The 19,800-nt window shown below is 33.2% G+C and carries 18 protein-coding genes; 8 read left to right on the forward strand and 10 right to left on the reverse strand.

Annotated features, from left to right (window positions below; genetic code table 11):
• The first annotated feature begins 430 nt into the window (after positions 1-430).
• Both pta and H2O64_RS23400 read left to right on the forward strand, forming a co-directional pair.
• The gene (gene pta / locus H2O64_RS23395) at positions 431-2,524 is read left to right on the forward strand and encodes a phosphate acetyltransferase (protein ID WP_187564674.1); all 2,094 of its coding nucleotides are present in this window, start codon (positions 431-433) and stop codon (positions 2,522-2,524) included.
• Positions 2,525-2,536: 12 nt separating this feature from the next.
• Positions 2,537-3,721, forward strand: coding sequence for an acetate/propionate family kinase (locus tag H2O64_RS23400; RefSeq protein WP_187564675.1), 1,185 nt, complete (start codon positions 2,537-2,539; stop codon positions 3,719-3,721).
• A gap of 106 nt (positions 3,722-3,827) precedes the next feature.
• Here the strand turns inward: H2O64_RS23400 and H2O64_RS23405 are convergent, their stop codons facing one another.
• From H2O64_RS23405 to H2O64_RS23425, 5 genes are all read right to left on the reverse strand, one after another.
• The gene (locus H2O64_RS23405) at positions 3,828-4,220 is read right to left on the reverse strand and encodes a hypothetical protein (RefSeq protein ID WP_187564676.1); all 393 of its coding nucleotides are present in this window, start codon (positions 4,218-4,220) and stop codon (positions 3,828-3,830) included.
• 178 nt (positions 4,221-4,398) lie between these two features.
• Positions 4,399-4,758 (reverse strand): hypothetical protein, encoded by a 360-nt coding sequence (locus tag H2O64_RS23410; RefSeq protein ID WP_187564677.1) that lies wholly within the window; start codon positions 4,756-4,758, stop codon positions 4,399-4,401.
• 68 nt (positions 4,759-4,826) lie between these two features.
• On the reverse strand, positions 4,827-5,768 hold the full coding sequence (locus H2O64_RS23415; RefSeq protein ID WP_187564678.1) for a DnaJ C-terminal domain-containing protein: 942 nt from the start codon (positions 5,766-5,768) through the stop codon (positions 4,827-4,829).
• A gap of 14 nt (positions 5,769-5,782) precedes the next feature.
• Positions 5,783-6,547, reverse strand: a complete 765-nt coding sequence (locus H2O64_RS23420) for an RNA polymerase sigma factor (RefSeq protein WP_187564679.1) — start codon at positions 6,545-6,547, stop codon at positions 5,783-5,785.
• A 259-nt stretch (positions 6,548-6,806) separates the two neighbouring features.
• Positions 6,807-7,016, reverse strand: a complete 210-nt coding sequence (locus H2O64_RS23425; RefSeq protein WP_187564680.1) for a dodecin family protein — start codon at positions 7,014-7,016, stop codon at positions 6,807-6,809.
• Positions 7,017-7,219: 203 nt separating this feature from the next.
• Between H2O64_RS23425 and H2O64_RS23430 the strand changes: the two genes are divergently transcribed.
• Genes H2O64_RS23430 through H2O64_RS23440 form a run of 3 tightly spaced genes read left to right on the forward strand, consistent with a single transcriptional unit; the run spans position 7,220 to position 8,976 of the window.
• Entirely contained in the window at positions 7,220-7,885 is a 666-nt protein-coding gene (locus H2O64_RS23430) for a dienelactone hydrolase family protein (RefSeq protein WP_187564681.1), read from the forward strand.
• Positions 7,878-8,510 (forward strand): phosphoribosyltransferase, encoded by a 633-nt coding sequence (locus tag H2O64_RS23435; protein ID WP_187564682.1) that lies wholly within the window; start codon positions 7,878-7,880, stop codon positions 8,508-8,510. Before H2O64_RS23430 ends, H2O64_RS23435 begins: the two co-directional genes overlap by 8 nt.
• A gap of 16 nt (positions 8,511-8,526) precedes the next feature.
• Entirely contained in the window at positions 8,527-8,976 is a 450-nt protein-coding gene (locus H2O64_RS23440; RefSeq protein WP_187564683.1) for a DUF2267 domain-containing protein, read from the forward strand.
• A gap of 666 nt (positions 8,977-9,642) precedes the next feature.
• Here H2O64_RS23440 and H2O64_RS23445 read toward each other — a convergent pair.
• From H2O64_RS23445 to H2O64_RS23455, 3 genes are all read right to left on the reverse strand, one after another.
• Entirely contained in the window at positions 9,643-10,128 is a 486-nt protein-coding gene (locus H2O64_RS23445; protein WP_187564684.1) for a hypothetical protein, read from the reverse strand.
• Positions 10,129-10,213: 85 nt separating this feature from the next.
• Complete coding sequence (locus H2O64_RS23450; RefSeq protein ID WP_187564685.1) at positions 10,214-11,284, reverse strand: response regulator; 1,071 nt, start codon at positions 11,282-11,284, stop codon at positions 10,214-10,216.
• A 10-nt stretch (positions 11,285-11,294) separates the two neighbouring features.
• Positions 11,295-14,132: a PAS domain-containing protein gene (locus tag H2O64_RS23455; protein ID WP_187564686.1), complete on the reverse strand. Its 2,838-nt coding sequence runs from the start codon at positions 14,130-14,132 to the stop codon at positions 11,295-11,297.
• A gap of 296 nt (positions 14,133-14,428) precedes the next feature.
• On the opposite strand from H2O64_RS23455, the gene H2O64_RS23460 reads away from it, so the two are divergent.
• Positions 14,429-14,929 (forward strand): nicotinate-nucleotide adenylyltransferase, encoded by a 501-nt coding sequence (locus H2O64_RS23460; protein WP_187564687.1) that lies wholly within the window; start codon positions 14,429-14,431, stop codon positions 14,927-14,929.
• A gap of 227 nt (positions 14,930-15,156) precedes the next feature.
• Here H2O64_RS23460 and H2O64_RS23465 read toward each other — a convergent pair whose 3' ends face one another.
• Positions 15,157-15,624: an Hsp20/alpha crystallin family protein gene (locus H2O64_RS23465; protein WP_187564688.1), complete on the reverse strand. Its 468-nt coding sequence runs from the start codon at positions 15,622-15,624 to the stop codon at positions 15,157-15,159.
• A 111-nt stretch (positions 15,625-15,735) separates the two neighbouring features.
• Entirely contained in the window at positions 15,736-17,184 is a 1,449-nt protein-coding gene (locus tag H2O64_RS23470; protein ID WP_187564689.1) for an SLC13 family permease, read from the reverse strand.
• A 428-nt stretch (positions 17,185-17,612) separates the two neighbouring features.
• Between H2O64_RS23470 and H2O64_RS23475 the strand changes: the two genes are divergently transcribed.
• Together H2O64_RS23475 and H2O64_RS23480 are read left to right on the forward strand one after the other, a co-directional pair.
• Complete coding sequence (locus H2O64_RS23475; RefSeq protein ID WP_187564690.1) at positions 17,613-18,782, forward strand: acyl-CoA dehydrogenase family protein; 1,170 nt, start codon at positions 17,613-17,615, stop codon at positions 18,780-18,782.
• A 122-nt stretch (positions 18,783-18,904) separates the two neighbouring features.
• The gene (locus H2O64_RS23480) at positions 18,905-19,798 is read left to right on the forward strand and encodes a DUF6734 family protein (RefSeq protein WP_187564691.1); all 894 of its coding nucleotides are present in this window, start codon (positions 18,905-18,907) and stop codon (positions 19,796-19,798) included.
• Positions 19,799-19,800: the final 2 nt, after the last annotated feature.

A 19,800-nucleotide genomic window follows, 5' to 3' on the forward strand; every position in this document is an offset into this window, starting at 1 on the left:
CTATATAATAAGCTCCTTGCGCCAAGCAGCTTGTGTAAATTTGTTCTACTTTCATAACTAAATCCTTTAAAAATTAGTCACAAATGTCTATATATGTACTTAAAAAAACACTGATGTTGATCAGTTTAAAATAATTAGAACGAATATTTATAAGAAAGAATTTAATACCCTGAAAGCTCACAAATGCCATGCAAAATGATCATCCTGTGTTGTTTATATTTTATAAAATAGTACAAGGTTTAAATTGGATGAATCTATTGGTTGTGCTGTGGGAAATGTGCTAGAAGATGCTTATATTACAGTCATTGATATGGCTAACACGATTAGGTAAGAATGGTGTACAAATGATGACTGTATGAGTATTATATACAGCAGGGAAATTAGCAAAATCAGTATTCATATTTTAATAAAATATAAAGACATAAATTTAATGAACAAAGCTATTTATATTGCTACAACCGAGTCCAATAGTGGTAAATCAATTGTATCTCTAGGACTTATGCAATCGCTATTGCGAAAGGTGGCTAAAGTAGGTTACTTTAGACCTATTATTGATGATTTTGAATCTGGAGAAACCGATAATCATATTCATACCATTACCTCTTATTTTAATTTAGACCTGAAATTTGAAGATGCGTATGCTTTCAAAAGAAGTGAAGTTATTCAAAAAATGAATGCGGATAAAGACGATGAAATTATTAGTACGATTATCAAAAAATATAAAGCTATAGAAAAACGCTTTGATTTTGTGATTGTAGAAGGGACTAATTTTTCGGGTCAAGGATCTATAATAGAGTTTGATATTAATCTTTTAATCGCAAGAAATTTGGGGATTCCAGCCATTATTTTGACTAGCGGTACAGGAAAAACATTAGAAGAGCTTGTTGGCGATTTACAAATTGCTTACGATTCATTTAAGGATAAGGAAGTAGAAGTTGTATCTATTATCGCAAATAAAGTTGCACCTGAAAATCAGGAGATAGTTGTTGCTGAGTTGGAAAGAAAATTACCATCAAAAGTGATCGTAAATGCCATTCCACTCAATCCAGTCTTAGCCAATCCATCGATTAATGAAATTGTTGATGCACTAGATGCTAAGGTTCTTTTTGGAAAAGAGTTTTTAAACAATCAAGTTGGAGGTTTTAGTGTTGGAGCTATGCAATTGCGAAACTATTTAACGCACTTAAAAACGAATAGTTTGGTCATTACTCCAGGAGATCGTGCCGATATTATCTTAGGCGCACTACAGGCAAATGTATCAGCAAATTATCCGTCAATATCGGGAATAGTGCTTACTGGCGGTCTCATTCCTGAAGATTCAATTGGCAAATTGATAGAAGGTTTGTCAGACATTGTTCCTATTATTTCTGCGAAAGGCGGTACGTTTTCGGTAACGAATAATATTGGCGCTATTAAGTCTCAGATCTATGCAAAAAACACTCAAAAAATAACGGCAGCCATTAACGATTTTGAAAAACATGTACAGGTAGAAACTTTGATTGAAAGCTTAATTACTTTTAAATCAAATGGTATTACACCTAGAATGTTTCAGTATAACTTATTACAAAAAGCAAAATCTCATAAAAAACATATTGTATTACCCGAAGGAACCGACGAACGTATCCTAAGAGCGACCAAACAATTGATTGATTTAGATATTGTCCGTATTACTTTACTAGGTGATAAAAAGCAAATAGAAGCTAAAATTGGAATGTTTGATATTGGATTAAATCTTGATAAGGTTACCATTATTAATCCTAATGAATCTGCTGATTTTGATGCTTTCGCGGAAGCATTGTATGAACTACGAAAGCATAAGAATGTAAATTTAGCAATGGCGCGTGATCTTATGGAAGATGTTTCCTATTTTGGAACCATGATGGTGTATATGGGGAAAGCAGACGGAATGGTTTCTGGCGCAGTACATACCACACAACATACGATTCGTCCAGCACTTCAATTTGTGAAGACCAAGCCAGGAATAGCTTTAGTTTCCTCTATATTTTTTATGTGCTTAGAAGATCGTGTGAGTATTTATGGAGATTGCGCAATTAACCCGAATCCTACGGCTGCACAATTGGCAGAGATTGCAATTTCTTCGGCTGCTACCAGTGTAGCTTTTGGTATTGAACCAAAAATAGCAATGTTATCCTATTCATCAGGGACTTCTGGAACAGGCGAAGATGTGGAACGCGTTCGAGAAGCAACTAAATTGGTAAAGCAAAAACGCCCTGATCTTAAAGTTGAAGGACCTATTCAATATGATGCCGCTGTAGATATGCAAGTTGGGAAAACTAAAATGCCTAATTCTGAAGTTGCCGGACAAGCCAATGTATTTATCTTTCCCGATTTGAATACTGGAAATAATACGTATAAAGCAGTACAGAGAGAAACAAAAGCACTCGCCATCGGTCCAATTATACAAGGACTTAACAAACCTGTGAATGACCTTAGTCGTGGTTGTACTGTAGATGATATTTTTAATACAGTTATTGTGACAGCAATTCAGGCACAAGAAATTTAAACTCATAAAAGAATGAATATATTGGTCATAAACTCTGGGAGTTCCTCTATAAAGTTTCAACTGATACAAATGCCTTCAGAAAGCGTTATTTGTAAAGGTATGGTAGAGCAAATAGGTTCTCAGAACACTTTATTTAGCTATCAAACAGATCGTATTGAAATTGAAGAAACGGATGCTTTAGAAACACATGAAGATGGGCTACAAAAAATCGCCTCTCTATTGCTTGATGCTGAAAAAGGAGTTATCCAAAATATAAGCGATATTACGATGGTTGGACATCGTGTGGTACATGGTGGAAATTCATTCTCAAATACAACAGTAATCAATACTGAAGTAAAGGATAAAATAGCACAATATGCAGCTTTAGCGCCGTTGCATAATCCTCATAACCTTCAGGGAATTATACTTGCTGAGCAATTATTTCCTGCTGCAAAACAAGTAGCGGTATTTGATACTGCTTTTCATCAAACCATTCCGTTAGTCGCGAAAAAATATGCGATACCCAATACGCTTTTTACAGAAAACGAGATACAAGTATATGGTTTTCATGGAACGAGTCATAAGTATGTCTCTGAAAAGGCAATAGCGTATTTAAAACTAGAGAATTCCAAAATCATTTCCATTCATTTAGGAAATGGTTGTAGTATGACAGCTATTGTTGATGGAAAAAGTATAGATCATAGTTTAGGTTTTACACCTTCTACAGGACTCATTATGGGTTCTCGAAGTGGTGATATAGACCATTCTATTATTTTTTATTTAGTAAACAAATTAGGGTATCCTTTAGAAGACGTTGAACATTTGCTCAATAATAAAAGTGGAATGTTGGGACTTACAGGATATAGTGATTTAAGACAGATTCAAGATGAGGTTGAAAAAGGTAATAAAGCGTGTATACTCGCTATGGAGATGAATGCGTATCGCATTAAAAAGTACATTGGTTCCTATATCTCAGCGATGAACGGATTGGATGCTATTATATTTACGGCGGGTATTGGTGAAAATTCTAGTTTGTTGCGGAAAATGGTATGTTCAAATTTAGAGTGTTTTGGGATCGCTTTAGATGACTCTAAAAATGACAAGAAATCTAAAGAAATAAGGGAAATTAATACTCCTTTATCCAATGTGAAAATATTGGTCATCCCTACTAATGAAGAGTTGGAAATTGCTAAGCAAGCGTATCATTTACTTGAATAAGTTTTGATATTAAATTTCACCTAGTTTTAATCTCCATTTATATAATTTCTATCTCTTTAGATTTAATGATTGTCTATGTGTGTTTTTTATTTTTTAGGATTCTAAATTAATTTCTTCTACTTCTTGTCGTTGAAGTTCTGCTCGATCTAGGACTGTTTGTATACGTTCTTCTGTGGTATGTTCTAATATTAGTATCTCTATATCCTCTTACACGTACATATCTACTTCGATTAAGATTGATACTTCTATATCGTAACGGAAGTACATTTACACGAATCCAAACGTTATTTTCTAAGTATATATACTGTCGTAAAGAGAGGTCATAGTAGATAACATAATCTGGGAAATAGACATATCGTACAGATTCAATTCTATTTGGGTAAAACCATGCTGGTGGCGGATTATCAGGATATGGTGCTAGAATAATTGGTCCGCAGCTTTTCAAAAAAAACAGACTTAAAATTAGAATGACAAAAAATGATAACTTATTGTTTTTCATAAGGAGTTATTTTAGATTACAAAGAAACTAAGTCTCAATAGTGCCTGAAATGACCCAAGTCATTTCAATGGTGTTGCGTTTAAAATAATTTTAGAATTCTAAGGTGTTGATAGTTCGTAGAAATAATATAAAAAAGGATAACAAGTAATACAATAGCTATAAATTCGATTATAGATATTTAAAATTTATTTTGAAGAAACCTTTCTAACAATTCTACTTGGAAAGTTCCTACTATAGAAAGATTTGTGTCAGCATTTAGAAGCACTAATCCGTATCCTAAAAGCGAGAGTTTACAATCTTGAATGAGGTCTTGTTTGGTTCCACTAAACATAGGTCTAAAATGTTTTCGGATTTCTAGACCTGAAGAATTGGCTATTTTTATAGCAGCAATAACTGCGGTATTAATTTGTTTAGGCGAAAGTCCTTTTTTTAATAAATCACTTGCCCAATACCTCATGCTTAAGGAATAATAAAGATCTAAAAAATCATCAATGCTAGACGTTAAGTCATACGTGTTTTTTTGTAATATGGTTTTCATAACTATGTCTTTTTCTAATGTTTACTACTATTGAAACATCATTGTTTGCCATTGAATTAACTTTAATTTCATACGCCGTAGGTTGTGTTTTCTTTTTGCATTCTTAGTCTCTTCAATTCTTTAAACAAGGATTCTTCTTGTTTTGTTAGGTTTTTAGGTAATATGACATTCAATTTTACGAGCATGTCTCCATAAGAAGATTGTTTCCCGTATTTAGGCATTCCTTTGCCTTTGAGTCTTAACCTTTTTCCAGTTTCACTTCCTTTTGGGATCGTAATTTTCAGGATTCCTGTAAGTGTCGAAATTTCTATTTTACCTCCCAAAATCGCAGTATATAAATCTATTGAGGCGTTGTATAGCAGATCATCAGCTTTTCTTTCAAATCGAACGTCGGGTAGTACCTTCAAAATAATATACAAGTCACCTCTATTGCCACCACTGACACTTGGCTGTCCCTTTCCTTTGATTTTTAATTGTTGGCCATCATAAGAACCAGGTTTTATAGTAATTCTTAAGTTTTCATTGTGAATTTCAAAAGTGCGTTTACTTCCTTGATAAGCTTCAAGTAATGTAATTGGCAATTCAGCTTGAATATCACCGCCAGAAAATGAGCTTCTCCTTTGTCTTTCTGATTGTCTACCGCCACCAAAAAATGTCTCAAAGAAACTTGAAAAATCTGTCCCATCGGTAGCATCATAAAACGCTGAAGAACCTTCTTGATGATACCGTTTTTGTTGATTCTGTTGATTTGCATAATCTCTCCAATCATCGCCTGTGTGTTGATATGCTTCCCAATTAGAACCTAATGCATCATATTTCTCACGCTTTTCCTTATCGCTCAAAACCTCATTTGCCTCATTAATTTCTTTAAACTTTTCTTCGGCAGCCTTATCATCAGGATTCTTATCAGGATGATACTTAGCCGCAAGTTTTCTGTACGCTTTTTTAATATCTTTAGCAGATGCGTTCTTTGCAACACCTAATATTTTGTAATAGTCCTTGTAATTCATTTATATAGTAACTGTTAGTCATACCTATTGAAAAAACTTATTTTCAACCCTTTTCTAGCATCATTGAGAAGTTGTTGTGCTTTTTCAATGGATATTTTCCTTACTTCTGCAATTTCTGCGAGCGTAAGATGTTGTTTCGTAAATAGTTCAAAAACTGTGCGCATAGCGTCTGGTAAGTTGTGTAAAACTACTTGTATGTGCCTGTCCACAGCCTCTTTATGTAAGATTTTATCAATCTTTATTACAAGTTCCTTTTCAGTGTTTTCTATAAAAATATCATTCAAAGTATAAGGGTCTTTGTAATAAGAAATATCGTCAAGTTCTTCTTTCATGATAAGATCGCCATCACTTTCTGCAGTAAATTTTTCATGCATTTGATCCCATTCTTTTTTAGAATATTCATCTATATTTTGAAAGAATAGATTATCGAATTCTTCTTCAATTATAGTGTTTTCAAGGAGTTCATTGGTCTTTTTATATAACCAAACATAAAACTCATCTTCATTAGAAAAGTCTTGAATGTGATCGTAAACCTCAATAAATAATTGGTCTATAAAATCATCAGCAGTGTATTTATTCTTTGGGAAATGCCCTTTCTGGATTGCATTACGCACTTTTTTAATAATATACCGTCTTATTTCTGGGATTATTTCTAAGAGCAATTGATTAAAGGCAATTCTATTTTCCGCTGCTTTAAGTCTAACAAGATTTGGTAGTGTCCGCTTTATAGATATTTGAAGCTCTTTGCGGCTCTTGTAAAAAGTAGTCTGATTTGCCATAATTATAATTTTTGAGGTTTATACTAAGCGTAAAGATGCAAATAGTAGATTCCAAATAAAATGACAAGGGTCAGTTGATAAACATTAGAACATTTAGAAGGTTTTTGAAACCAATACGAAAAGTATGAATAGTGCTAAATAAAAATTGAAAAAAGGAGATTGGCTAAGATTCATTAGTAGTATAAAAAACAGATTCCTAAAAGATAAGGCTTCTCAATCCATTATACTTTTAGGAATCCTCGTCACCCAAAATGACTAGTTATACTGTATCTATAATTCCAAAACAAACCTTTGTATTCACTCGGTATTCTACTATTTGGTTATTATTTACGGTTACTTGCATATCTTCCACATAAACAGATTTAATATTTTTAACTGTTTTTGACACTTCATTAACGACGTTTTTCACAGCATCTTCGAAACTCTCGGTAGAGTTTCCTAATACCTCAATTACTTTTAATACTGACATAGTTCTAAATTTTTAAAAATTAGCATTGGTCAAATGTAGTATGGATAGATCGGTTTTAAAATGACCTGAGTCAGCCAATGAATTTATTTTCAGATTTAAAAACAATGATCTAAATATTGAAGATTAATAGGTTACTGATCTACATCATTGTTATACTTATGATATTGAAGTTTCTTTGAGTTGAAACTTAATCATTTCTAAAAATGCTAAAAGAATGTACTAATAAATCGATTACCATTGGCTTAAAAGATGTTGCTTTACTTGGAGAACTATGTATTCCAAAAAATGCGTTGGGACTTATCATTTTTTCTCATGGAAGCGGCAGTAGTAGGTTAAGCCCCAGAAATAACTACGTTGCAAAAATACTTCAAAAGAAAGGGTTAGCCACATTGCTTTTTGATTTATTGACGGAAGAAGAAGACGCAATCTACGAGAACCGATTTAATATAGAACTTCTTACCAACAGACTTATAGAAGTCACTAAATGGGTACAGGAGCAAAAAGAAACGGATACACTTCCCATTGGTTATTTTGGCGCAAGTACTGGTGCTGCATCTGCTCTAAGAGCTGCGGTCACTTTAAAAGGTGTTGTTGCAGTTGTAGTATCACGTGGAGGTAGACCAGATCTTGCAATGGAATTTTTGGAACAAGTAAGCACACCAACATTATTGATCGTAGGTGGAGACGACACCATAGTCATTCAATTAAATAAACAAGCATACCAAAAGCTTCAATGTGAACGAAGTTTAGAGATTATACCAAACGCTACACATTTATTTGAAGAAAAAGGAAAATTAGAAACTGTGGCAATAAGTGCGGCCAAGTGGTTTGCAGAAAAGATAAACGCTAAACCCTTTGACTATGTTTAAAGATAGAATTGATGCTGGAAAACAGCTCGCCCAACGAATACTTAATTACAAGAATAAAGATGTTGTAGTGGTTGCTATTCCACGAGGAGGTCTTCCGCTAGGCGCTATTGTAGCCAAAGCACTCAATGCTCCTTTAGACGTAGTACTGACAAAAAAAATTGGACATCCAATCAACAAAGAATATGCTATTGGAGCCGTTAGTCTAGGAAACAAATTTATTACAGATTCAGGCGAGGTTTCCATGAGTTATATTGAAGATGAAATCAGAAGTATTCGAGCACTATTACGTCAACGTCAAGATCAATACTATAAGAATTCCAAACCTAAAGTTCTTAAAAACAAAATCGTCATTATTGTCGATGATGGTATAGCCACGGGAAATACAATGTTAGCTACTATACGACTTATAAAAGATGAAGAGCCTTCAAGAATAATAGTTGCGGTTCCAGTAGCATCATTATCAGCACTCGAAAAATTGAACAATTCTCCCTTTGTAGATGAAACGGTTTGTTTGCTTATTCCAAGACATTTTAGAGCAGTGGGACAATTTTACACTACGTTTAATTCCGTAGACGATAAAATTGCAATACAAATTTTAGAAGAATCAAATAAACAATTCAAGTAATAAAATACGATAAGTTATGGCACTAAATTTTAATCAATACGCAGTAGAAGGGAATACATTCCTTAAAGAGTATGCAAAGGAAATTGGTCTCCCTGACAATCCAGAAAGTGCTGGACGCATACTTAGCGCTATTTTACACGGCTTACGTTCCATAATCTCCATAGAAGAATCATTACAGTTACTAGCGCAACTTCCAATGTTTTTGAAAGCTGTTTATGTAAATGGATGGTCTATGAAAGCGAATAAGAATAAAGTAAAGGATGTAGAAGGGTTTATAGATCTCATTAGGTCGTTTGACGGTAAAACATCTTTGTACGATTTTGAATCTAATGAAATTGCTGAAGATTATATATACTCAACATTTAGAGCTTTAAGAAAATATGTGTCTAGCGGTGAAATGGAAGATATTAGAGGTGAACTTCCAAAACGATTAAAAGGGCTTATTTTTAATCACATGTTCGTTTAAGAACAACTAAATAGTACTGATTTAGGTCATTCATAACCTTAGTTTTGTCTGTTTCTTTGCAAATACGTAATTCACGCAAACTTTACAGTTAAAATGATGAAAGCACTAACATTTATAAGTGTACTACTAATAATTCTATAAAAATATACTCTAACTGACCTAGGTCAGTTTGTATCTAAAAAAACCGCCTTAAATTAGCAGTATAATTACAACAGCAAGTTCTTTGAAAAGATAAAAATATAGATTCTTGGATAGCAATACCCTTGAATCTTGGAGGTATCCAAAAGTATATTAAGTTTTGCCTTTTCTGTATTTCTAGCAATAGCGATACACTAAATTGCAAATAGTCTTAAACTACATTTGATATCTTCAAGGAAACCGGACTATTTCGGTATTTCGGTTTCCTTAAAAAAATAGCCTCTAGCTACTGCAAAGTGCTAAAGGCCATTGTGAAGTGACAAATGTTTTTTCCTAAAATCCATTGGTAATAACTTTCTAAAAGTAAGTTGTTTTGATCGATTGGCATTGATGAAAGAATAATAGGATCTTCATAGGAAACGGGAAGTCTAGGCTTCCCGTTTCTGTTTTAAAAAAGATTTGTTTTATCCACTAACTGAACATCTTTTGGCACGTTAAAATCTTCGAAATACTGATTATTAGTATGTTTTACATTAAATTTTCTATTGCTATTAAAGATTCTTTTTCACCTCTTATGATCAACAAGAGGTTTGCGTTTTGTAATTCTTTTATGTAACGATTAATATCACCTAATTTGATTCCAATACCTCTAAATATACCAAACAGTCCAATGGGCAATGAGCCTAGTTCTTTACCATCTATCTTGCATAAAAATGTTTCTGTTAAATGACCAACTATAAAGAGAATTCCAATTTCTGAATTATTGAAATAACCAAATTGAATATGTTTGCCTAGAAAGCCTGCTAGTTCCCATCTTATTTTCTTTATTTTTTCATCTAATGCATTTTCTTTATCTGAATAATTAGAAGCAAGTTTACCTAAGATGGATACTTGTAGCTGTAAACCATTTTTATGTTGAACAATATTTCTTATAACTTTTTCTATTTGCAATAAGTTAGGATATATTTTTATAAGAAATTGTTTGCTTTTTATTTTATCTTCTTGAGGAATCATTGTAATTATATTAATATGGAATCATTGTCCTACTAAATTAGTTTTAGCATTCTTTTTTTCCAATGACGTGGGTCAATGTTTACTACTATCCAAAAAGTACAATGTCCTCTAACTGCTTTTTATTTTGAATGATAATTCTTCTGCGTTCAACAATAGTGACGAGTCCTTCATCTTTAAAATCAGTGAGCATTCTAATGGCTGTCTCGGTAGCTGTACCAATAAGACCTGCTAAATCTTCTCTTGAAATATCAATTCCTTCAGACGTTGAATTATGAAGTTTTTTGTTATCATATAGATAGAGTAGTGCTTTTGCCAATCGCTGTCTAACCGTCGCAAATGCCATACTGACTAATTGTTTTTGAACATCAATCAAATCATTGGAGATCATCGTAATGAATTTGTTAGAAATTAGTTTATTACCATAAATCAATGTTTTAAAATCTTTTTTTGGGATCTCAAATACTTCTGCTTGTTCTAAAACTGTTGCAGTGTCTGTATAGGTTCCTATATTCGAAAGTAAAGAGAGTTGCCCAATAAACTGACCTGGACCATATATACCAGTAACTAAACACTTTCCCGATTCTGTGGTTTTATAGGTTTTTATGGAACCACTTTGAATAAAATATAGCGTATGAGCAGCGTCGCCCTCCATAAATAACGTTTCTCTTTTTTTATATGTTTTGCTATTGCGATCTTTAGATAGATGCTCCATGCCTTCGTGAGAGGACGCTTCGTCTAAGAATTGATTCACGCCTTTAATGTCTTTCGAGAATTCTTTTTTCAAGAAAGTATGTTTATTCAGTCTGGTTGCGACAGCTTCCAAAAGTTCGTTTTCTTCAAAAGGTTTTGTCAGATAATCATCTGCTCCAAGATTCATTCCTTTTCTAACATCTGTTCTTTCTGTTCTTGAAGTAAGGAAAATAAAAGGCGTACTCGCTGTTTTTTTATCTTCACTAAGGTTTTGTAGCACTTCATATCCATTAAGTCCGGGCATCATAATATCGCATATAATGATATCTGGTCTCGCATTTTTTGCAAGTTCTACGCCTTTTTTTCCGTTGTCCGCAGTGCAAACCTCATAATTGGCTAGTTCTAAAATGTCGGCTGTATTCTCGCGTACATCTTGGTTGTCTTCGATGATTAATATTTTTTTCATGGGTTTATATTTAGGTAGGTTTTGGTAGTTTTATTTGAAAAGTAGTTCCATTATTTTCTTCACTAGTAAAATCAATACTACCGTCCATAAGTTCTACATACTGCTTTACGATATTGAGTCCGAGACCAGTACCTTCGATATTGTACGCATTCTTTGCTCTGAAAAAACGTTCAAATAGGTTTTTTTGTTCTTCTTTAGGAATACCAATACCTTCATCACTAATTTTTATGACAACAAACAAATCTTCTTCTTCAATATTAAAATGAATCGTTGAATTTTCTGGAGAATACTTGATTGCATTGGACAGCAAATTCATTAATATGTGACGGATTAGTTTTGGATCAAGATTGAATGAAAGTGTATCTTCTGAAGATGAAAATATGATGCTTTGATTTGTCTTGGTTGTAGTCGATATCTCTTCCACGACGGTTTTTGCTAAACTCACAAGATCAAAATTTTCTCTATGAGCAGTAATTTTACCTTCTTCAAGCTTACTAAGCGATAAAAAGTCGTTTAAAATCACGACTAGATGTTTTACATTATTCTTTATCTGACGTACATATTTCGTTCTTTTTTCTTCTTTGCCAGGTTCATTTTGCTTGCCGATAAGGATGGCTGAGGTTTGTATAGCACTCAAAGGAGTTCTAAACTCATGCGATGCCATAGAAATAAATCGTGATTTCAATTCGTTGAGTTCTTGTTCTTTTTTTAAAGCGTTTTGTGCATCGCGTTCAATTGTTTTTTGTTGGGAAATATCATTATATACAAACAATGCGCTAGCTACGTTATTGTTTTTATCGACTAAGGGTGTCGTATTCACAGAAAAGTATTTTTTCCTGTATTGCATCTCCAAACTAAGATGATCACCTTGCATCGTTTTTACGATATCTTCTTTTAATTTGGTCTTTTGCTTTTCAGAAAAGATTGATAAATCATCAATAGACATCCCCTCAAAAATCACTTTGTGTAACCCTAATACATAAATTGCTTGACCTTCTCCGAGAAGAATTTCAAAATTAGCATTGAAAACAATAATAAATCCATTCGGGAAATTTTTAGCAATGGTTGACAATAATGATTTACTTGCCAAGGCAATTTTTTCGGCAGCTTCAGTCTCTAGTTTTTGATCTTCTAAGCTCAAATTTGTTGCCACTAATTGTTCAACAGTCGCAGCTACTTCTTCTGTTCGTTTTTCTACTTTTGCTTCTAGCTTTTGAGCGTAGGCTTTGAGTAGTTCTTCTTTTTCTTTTAACTTGGTTTTCGTATGATTTTTCTCAATTGCAACTTTTAGTAACTTAACAACATCAGTAATTATTTCTTTATCCTTTTTAGATATTTGTTTCTCATCTGTATAGTATATAGAAAGGAATCCTAAGTGATTTTTTTTCAAGGAGAGAATAGGGAATGACCAACACGATTTTAAACCAGATGCTACAATTTGATCTCTTTGGTTTATCCAGTTCTTGTGATTCAAAATATTTGTAATGAGTATTGCCTTGCTGGAATTAAAAGCGGGATGCAATAATTTTAGGTCAGGATGTTTAGTTTCATCTATAGATGTTGAGAAAGTTTCTATTGCATTAGATTCTGAAAGTCTTTCAAACTTATTTGTTGTAAGGTTTTTTATGGATATAATGGCTGCACACTCAGGAATTTGAGATTCAATAGTTTTAATGATTTTATTTCCAATGAGGGATAGTGTTGTATCTTCTGTAATAAACTCAAGAATATCTTGCATATTCTTTTGTTGCGTTATGTCTGTAATAAAGCCTTCTAGCGTATATTGACCATTATGAACACCACAGCCTATCTCTCTAACATATTTGATAGTTCCTTTTTTGCACACTATTCTATACTGTATATCATAATGCTTTTTCTGAGACAATGCTTCCTGTATTTGATTCCATACATACACACGATCTTCATTTAGAATAATAGTGCCAAAATGTACTGAACCATTCAAGAATTCATCACTAGTATACCCAGTAATTGCATAACAACCGTCGTTTATATAATCCATTGTATATTCCTGATTATTTTGGCAAGAATATACGATGCCGTTCAAGTTATCAATAAGTGTTTGATGTTTTCTATTACTATCTAGAAGCTCTTTTTGTTTATTCTTCAATGCAGTGATATCTCTCATGGTACCACTCATACCAATAGGAGCACCTGTTGAATCATAATCGACATTTCCACGGGCAATTACATTTCTAATTATACCATTAGGATGTACAATTCTTTTTTCAAAATGATAAGGTCTATTATTTTCAATAGCTTGATTCACTACCTCAATAGCCATTTTTCGATCATCAGGATGTATAAATGAAATTGCTGTTTCAGCATTTAAGCGATCATCGTCAGGTGACAATCCGCAAATTCTATAAAACTCATCGGACCAATAACGTTCGTTGGTTTTAAAAATCCAATACCAATTCCCTAGATTTCCTTCACTCTCAATATTGGATAGGCTCTTTTGACTTCCTTTTAGCGCCCATTTATAAATTAAATTATCGGTAACATCTTCAATAAATAGTACCGTGTCAAAACCTTCATTATTCGCAATAGTATTTAACTGTATGTTTATCAACGATTGAGAACCATCTTTCTTTTTAAGCCACAATTCAGATAAATGTTCATTGGAATCAGTCTCAATTTTCTTCGATAATTCAGGAATTACGGTATCTATAAATTTGTTCGCTAATTCCTTTTCGGTATAACCAGATGCTATTTGCGCAGCTAGATTGGCTTTAAGAATAATCTTTTCTTCAGTTATAACAAATATAGCTTGAGAAGAAGCTTCAAAAATATGTTGAAATAGTTGGGTATGTTTCTGGTAGTTAGTCATATATGTAAAGGTACATATAGGAAGTAGTTTTTAAAATGATATTTCTCATATCAGTTGCTAACATAAAAAATGATGAGTATTAACATTCAAATAATACGATTCTTTCTAAAAGCTTACTAAAGAATAATGTAAGTCATTTTCAATGAGGTAGGTGTGTAATAAATGTGACTAATACCTATGTAACCTCAAAATGTCACATATAAGTAAGTTTGAAATACCTCTAATGACCTAGATCATTTTACATGGATGAACTACTCGCTAACTTTGAGTATTAAAAAATTTAAAACTTTAATATTATGAAAAATCTAATTCTTTTTTTATTAGTTTGCGGTCTAACCACACCTGCATTTGCTCAAATAATTGAACTCGACGAAGTTGTAATCTTTCCTGTTAAATACAAATATCTTTTTGAAGTGGTGGATGGAGATATCGATGAAAACGTGAAAAAATTGCAGATGAAACTTGCTAACTTCGATGTTACAAAAGAAGAGTATTACAATGATGAATATAATGAATATCATGTATCTTTTTATATACCAAAAGGGTATGCTTTGGCTTCCTATGATAGAAATGGTAAGTTAATCAAAACCATTGAACGCTATAAAAATGTAAAACTGCCTTCAGCAGTGAGTGAAGCACTCACTAAAAGATTTCCCAATTGGAGCGTAGATAAAGACATCTATAAAGTGGTATATTCTGAGGAAAAATGGGACTCTAAAAAAATCTATAAATTAAAATTGACCAATGGTAAGGAAACCATTAGAGTTAAAACCGATGAAAATGGTACTTTTTTATAAGCTGTAATACCAACTTTACCAACGAAAAACGATTAAATAGCATACCAATTACAACGTATCTATTCCATACAAAAGAACATTGAATTTGTTGAAGTTCAATGTTCTTTTTTTTATGGAATTTCAGGAGTTCTAAACTCTATAATTTAAAAACCCTTTTACCAAATATTTTGTACGTATAGTTTTGGTAAAAGGGTCATTGTTGAAGATAATTTCCTGAAAACAATGCATTAGGAAATTTCAATTCTTTTTGGATTTTTTGCTTTAGCTTCTTCTTTTTTGATAAGATCAAAACTAAGGATGCCGTCTTTATATGTTGCTTTGACATCTTCATCTTTTACTGAATCGGGAAGCTGTAAACGTTTTTCAAAAGAATTATAACTAAACTCTTTTCTTGTGTAATTATCCTCTTTTTCCTCCTTTGATTCTGATTTTTCTGCTGAAATATTAAGGCAGCCATCATCTATGGTTACTTCAAAATCCTTTTTCGAAAACCCAGGAGCAGCCAATTCTACTTCATAAGCTTCATCTGTTTCTTTAACGTTTAAAGCAGGTTCTTGCGATTTTCCATTCCAGAAATCTTTATTGATAATGTCTGAATTCCATAAGCGATTACTAAATATGGGATCGGAATCAAAAAAATCTGAGGCAATGAGGTTTCCGAAGGGTCTTCTTTTTCCAAATTTTACTAGTGACATAATTTTATAATTTTAGTTTAACAATATTTTATAAAGCAAAATTAAGACAGTCTTTGGTCGTATAAAATGACCTGTGTCACTATAAAGGATTATTGTAAGATTAAAAATTCATCACTTTAAATCCCAAATAAGTGGAAGGAAGTAATAAACAATCAATGTCAAGAGAATGATGGATACAACATTCATCCAAATTCCTTTTTTAACCATATCTTCAATTTTTAAATATCCAGCACCAAAAACTACTGCATTTGGAGGCGTTGCCACAGGAAGCATAAACGCACAAGAAGCCGCAACAGTTGCACCAACCATTAGAAAATAAGGATGTATATTTAAAATTGTTGCCAGCGGGATTAATACAGGTAATATCATGGCGGTTGTTGCCAAATTAGAAGTGATCTCGGTTAAGAAGTTTACTGCTGTTATCAGAATGAATAGTACTAAAAAGAGTGACAATGTTTGAAGGTTTGTCATCTGTTCTCCAAGCCACAATGCCAAGCCACTAGAATCAAATCCTGATGCTAACGCCATGCCACCACCAAACAATAACAATATTCCCCAAGGTAGTTTTACCGCGTCTTCCCAAGCGATGATCTTTTTATTTTTTTCTTTACTTGGAAGTATAAATAACAAAATAGCGAAAGCAATTGCAATGATTGTATCGTCAATAGCGGGAATAAATTGTTTCAGTAAAAAAGACCTGGTAATCCAAGCAAAAGCCGTCAATGCAAAAACGATGAATACGGTTTTCTCTTCATAAGAAACTTTCCCAAGTGCTTCCAATTGTTTATCTATTTCTTCGCGGCCGCCTGGAAATGCTTTTTGTTTAAACTTAAAAGCAACGCGCGTAAGATATAGCCAACAGATGGTTAATAATACGAGTGCTATGGGGAAACCAAAAGAAAACCATTGTGAAAACGTAATTTCAACGCCATACGTTTCTTGTACTACGCCCGCAAGGACTAAATTTGGCGGTGTGCCAATAAGCGTAGCCATTCCACCAATAGAAGCACTATATGCAATTGCCAACATCAATGCTTTGCCAAAAATTAAGTTTTCATCTTCAACGGTATTTGGATTATCTCTTAACTGTGTTACGATTGCCATTCCTACAGGTAAAATCATCACGGCGGTTGCGGTATTTGAAATCCACATGGATAAAAAAGCAGTCGCAATCATAAAACCAAGAATAATATTGACCACATTCGTACCTACGAGTTTTATAATAGTAAGCGCAATTCGTTTGTGAAGTTTCCATTTTTCTATCGCGATCGCTAAAATAAATCCACCAATAAACAGGAAAATATATTTGTGTCCGTAGGAAGCTGTTGTTTCTTTTAAAGTTAATCCGCCACTTAAAGGAAACAAAACGATCGGCAATAATGCAGTAACCGCAATAGGAATTGCTTCAGTAATCCACCAAATGGCTACCCAAACTGCGGAAGCTAAAATGGCATTCGCCGTTGCGCTTAATCCTTCGGGATGAAAGAATTGTGTAATTATGATAAATAGTGTAGGTCCTAGAACAAGTCCAATATGTTGTTTGGTGAGTTTTAATTTCATTCAAATAGTTAATTAAAAATGTGATCGACAGCATTCTGTGAAGCGATATCAAAATGATAAGCTGCACGTTCAATTATATGCAATCGTATTTCGCATGTAAATTAAGCATAGATTTCAGAATATTTACAAGACCAATTATAAGTTTTTTGTTTGACAGAATAAAAAAGAGGTTTTTAAAACAAGAAAAATCAAAAATATCCAATTCTTTAACTACTTTTTCACTCCTATAGTATCTCTAAAAAATAGCGCATAAAATCACAGATTTTGCATTTTCTTCAAAGAATATAAACGATCGCTGACAGATATGTTTTTCTCACGACTAACATTTTAAAATCTGTTCAGAAATCATTTTTTTTCACTATTTTACGTAAGTAAAAACCATAGATAGTAGTGCCTATATGGTAATGATTTAAAGAATAATACAGTGCATGCTAACAGATCTTCTAGTTAACCGAAAAACATACAATACTCAAAATCATGAGCTTATCAGTTTAATGATCGATGATTTTATAAAAAGAGACATCCTTCCTTTTCATGCTGAATGGGAAAAAAACGGTATGGTCTCTCGGGAAATTTGGAAACTTACGGGCGAACAAGGCTTGCTCTGTATTGACGTTCCTGAAAAATATGGAGGCGTTGGATTCGATTTTACCTTTAGTGCATTATTCATAGAAAAACTAGGCTTCTACGGAATCACTGGACCTGGATTTTCGCTGCATTCAGACATTGTAGCCAATTACATTGTAAACTACGGAACAGAAACACAAAAATACACGTATTTGCCTGAAATGGCGAAAGGAACTAAAATTGGAGCCATCGCAATGACGGAACCCAATTGCGGAAGCGATCTATCGAGCATTACAACAACGGCTGTAGACAAAGGTTCGCATTACATCATAAACGGAGAAAAAACATTTGTAACGAATGGTTTGCTGTGCGATTTTGCAATAGTAGCTGTAAAAACAACGCTGCATGCTGGACATGAAGGAATCACATTAGTACTCATAGATTCAAATACGGAAGGTTTCAGCAAAGGAACTTCATTCAAAAAACTTGGAATGCATGCGCAAGATACATGTTCACTATTTTTTGATAATGTACATGTAAAAAAAGAACAAGTTTTACACGGAGAAGGCAAAGGATTTCAATTAATGATGAATGAACTCGCTCGTGAACGATTAACCATTGCAATAGCCAGTATCGGAGCTGCAAAAGGAGCCATCGAAGAAACTCTAAACTATACTGCAACACGAAAAGCATTTAAAAAACCAATTGCAGGCTTTCAAAACACACAATTCAAATTGGCAGAATGTGCCGCGCAATTACAAATACATCAGGCTTTCATAGATACCTGTACAGAATTAGAAACACGCAGAGAATTAACTCCTGAATCAGCAGCAATTGCCAAATATTCAGCATCTGAAATGAGCAACAAAGTTGTGGACGAATGTCTCCAATTATTTGGTGGCTACGGATACATGTGGGAATATCCTATTTCCCGCAGATTTGCTGATAACAGAATCTCCAAAATTTATGGAGGTACCAATGAAATCATGAAAATACTAATCGCTAAAAAATTATACAAAGGACTCATATAAACAATCAACAAGTAACAAAAAGTACACCTAGCATAAATTCCCCTTCAATTAAAAACTAAAAAAATAACCTTAAAACCGTCATTTTTTAATCAGACGTGAAGTCGAAGAAGAGAAAATAATTTATGAAAATAGTACAAAGTTTTTGGTCGAAACCAAGTTTGAAATTTAAAGATATAAATGATTTTGACCGTTTCAATGGTGGTTGGCTAGACAAACGTTATAACTTTATGAGTTGGACACTCAGTTGTTTGCAACTCAATACATTTTACGATCGTGTCGAATTGGTCACGGATGAAGAAGGAGAAGAATTACTAATCCAAAAACTGAAATTACCGTATAGCTCGGTAAAAATTACACTTGAAAAAGTAAATCACTATCACAACGATTTATGGGCAATTGGGAAATTGCACACATATTCCATTCAAGACGAACCATTTATGCACATTGATGGAGATGTATTTATCTGGGAGAAATTTGATGAAAAAATAAACAATGCACCTTTAATCGTTCAAAACCTAGATGCAGACTTACCATTCTACTACCCAATTCTAAACGAAGTTGAAGAAAATCTAAACTACATTCCGAAAGTTGTCAAAGAACAACGGCTCAAAAACAGAATCGTAAAATCGTGCAATGCAGGTGTTTTTGGCGGAAATGATATTTCTTTTCTAAAAGAATACTGTAAAAAAGCTTTTGAATTTGTAGACAAAAATGCAGACAATTTAAGCAACATAAACGTAGGATATTTTAACTGTATCTACGAACAATACCTGTTTTACTGCATGACAGATTATTACAACAAAGACGTAACTTCCGTGCTGAGTGAAGCCGAAAAAGGTGTTGAAGGTGTAAAAATTGACTTCAACGGAATTCCTTCCAAAGTAACGTATGCGCATCCTGCAAACTATGCCAAAAAAAGTCAAACAATCTGCAATCATATCGAACATCGCTTGATGATGGACTATCCAGAACACTATTTTCATATCATCGATTTGTTAAACACACATAAAATTTAACA

The sequence above is a fragment of the Kordia aestuariivivens genome, assembly GCF_014397005.1.
Taxonomy (GTDB): domain Bacteria; phylum Bacteroidota; class Bacteroidia; order Flavobacteriales; family Flavobacteriaceae; genus Kordia; species Kordia aestuariivivens.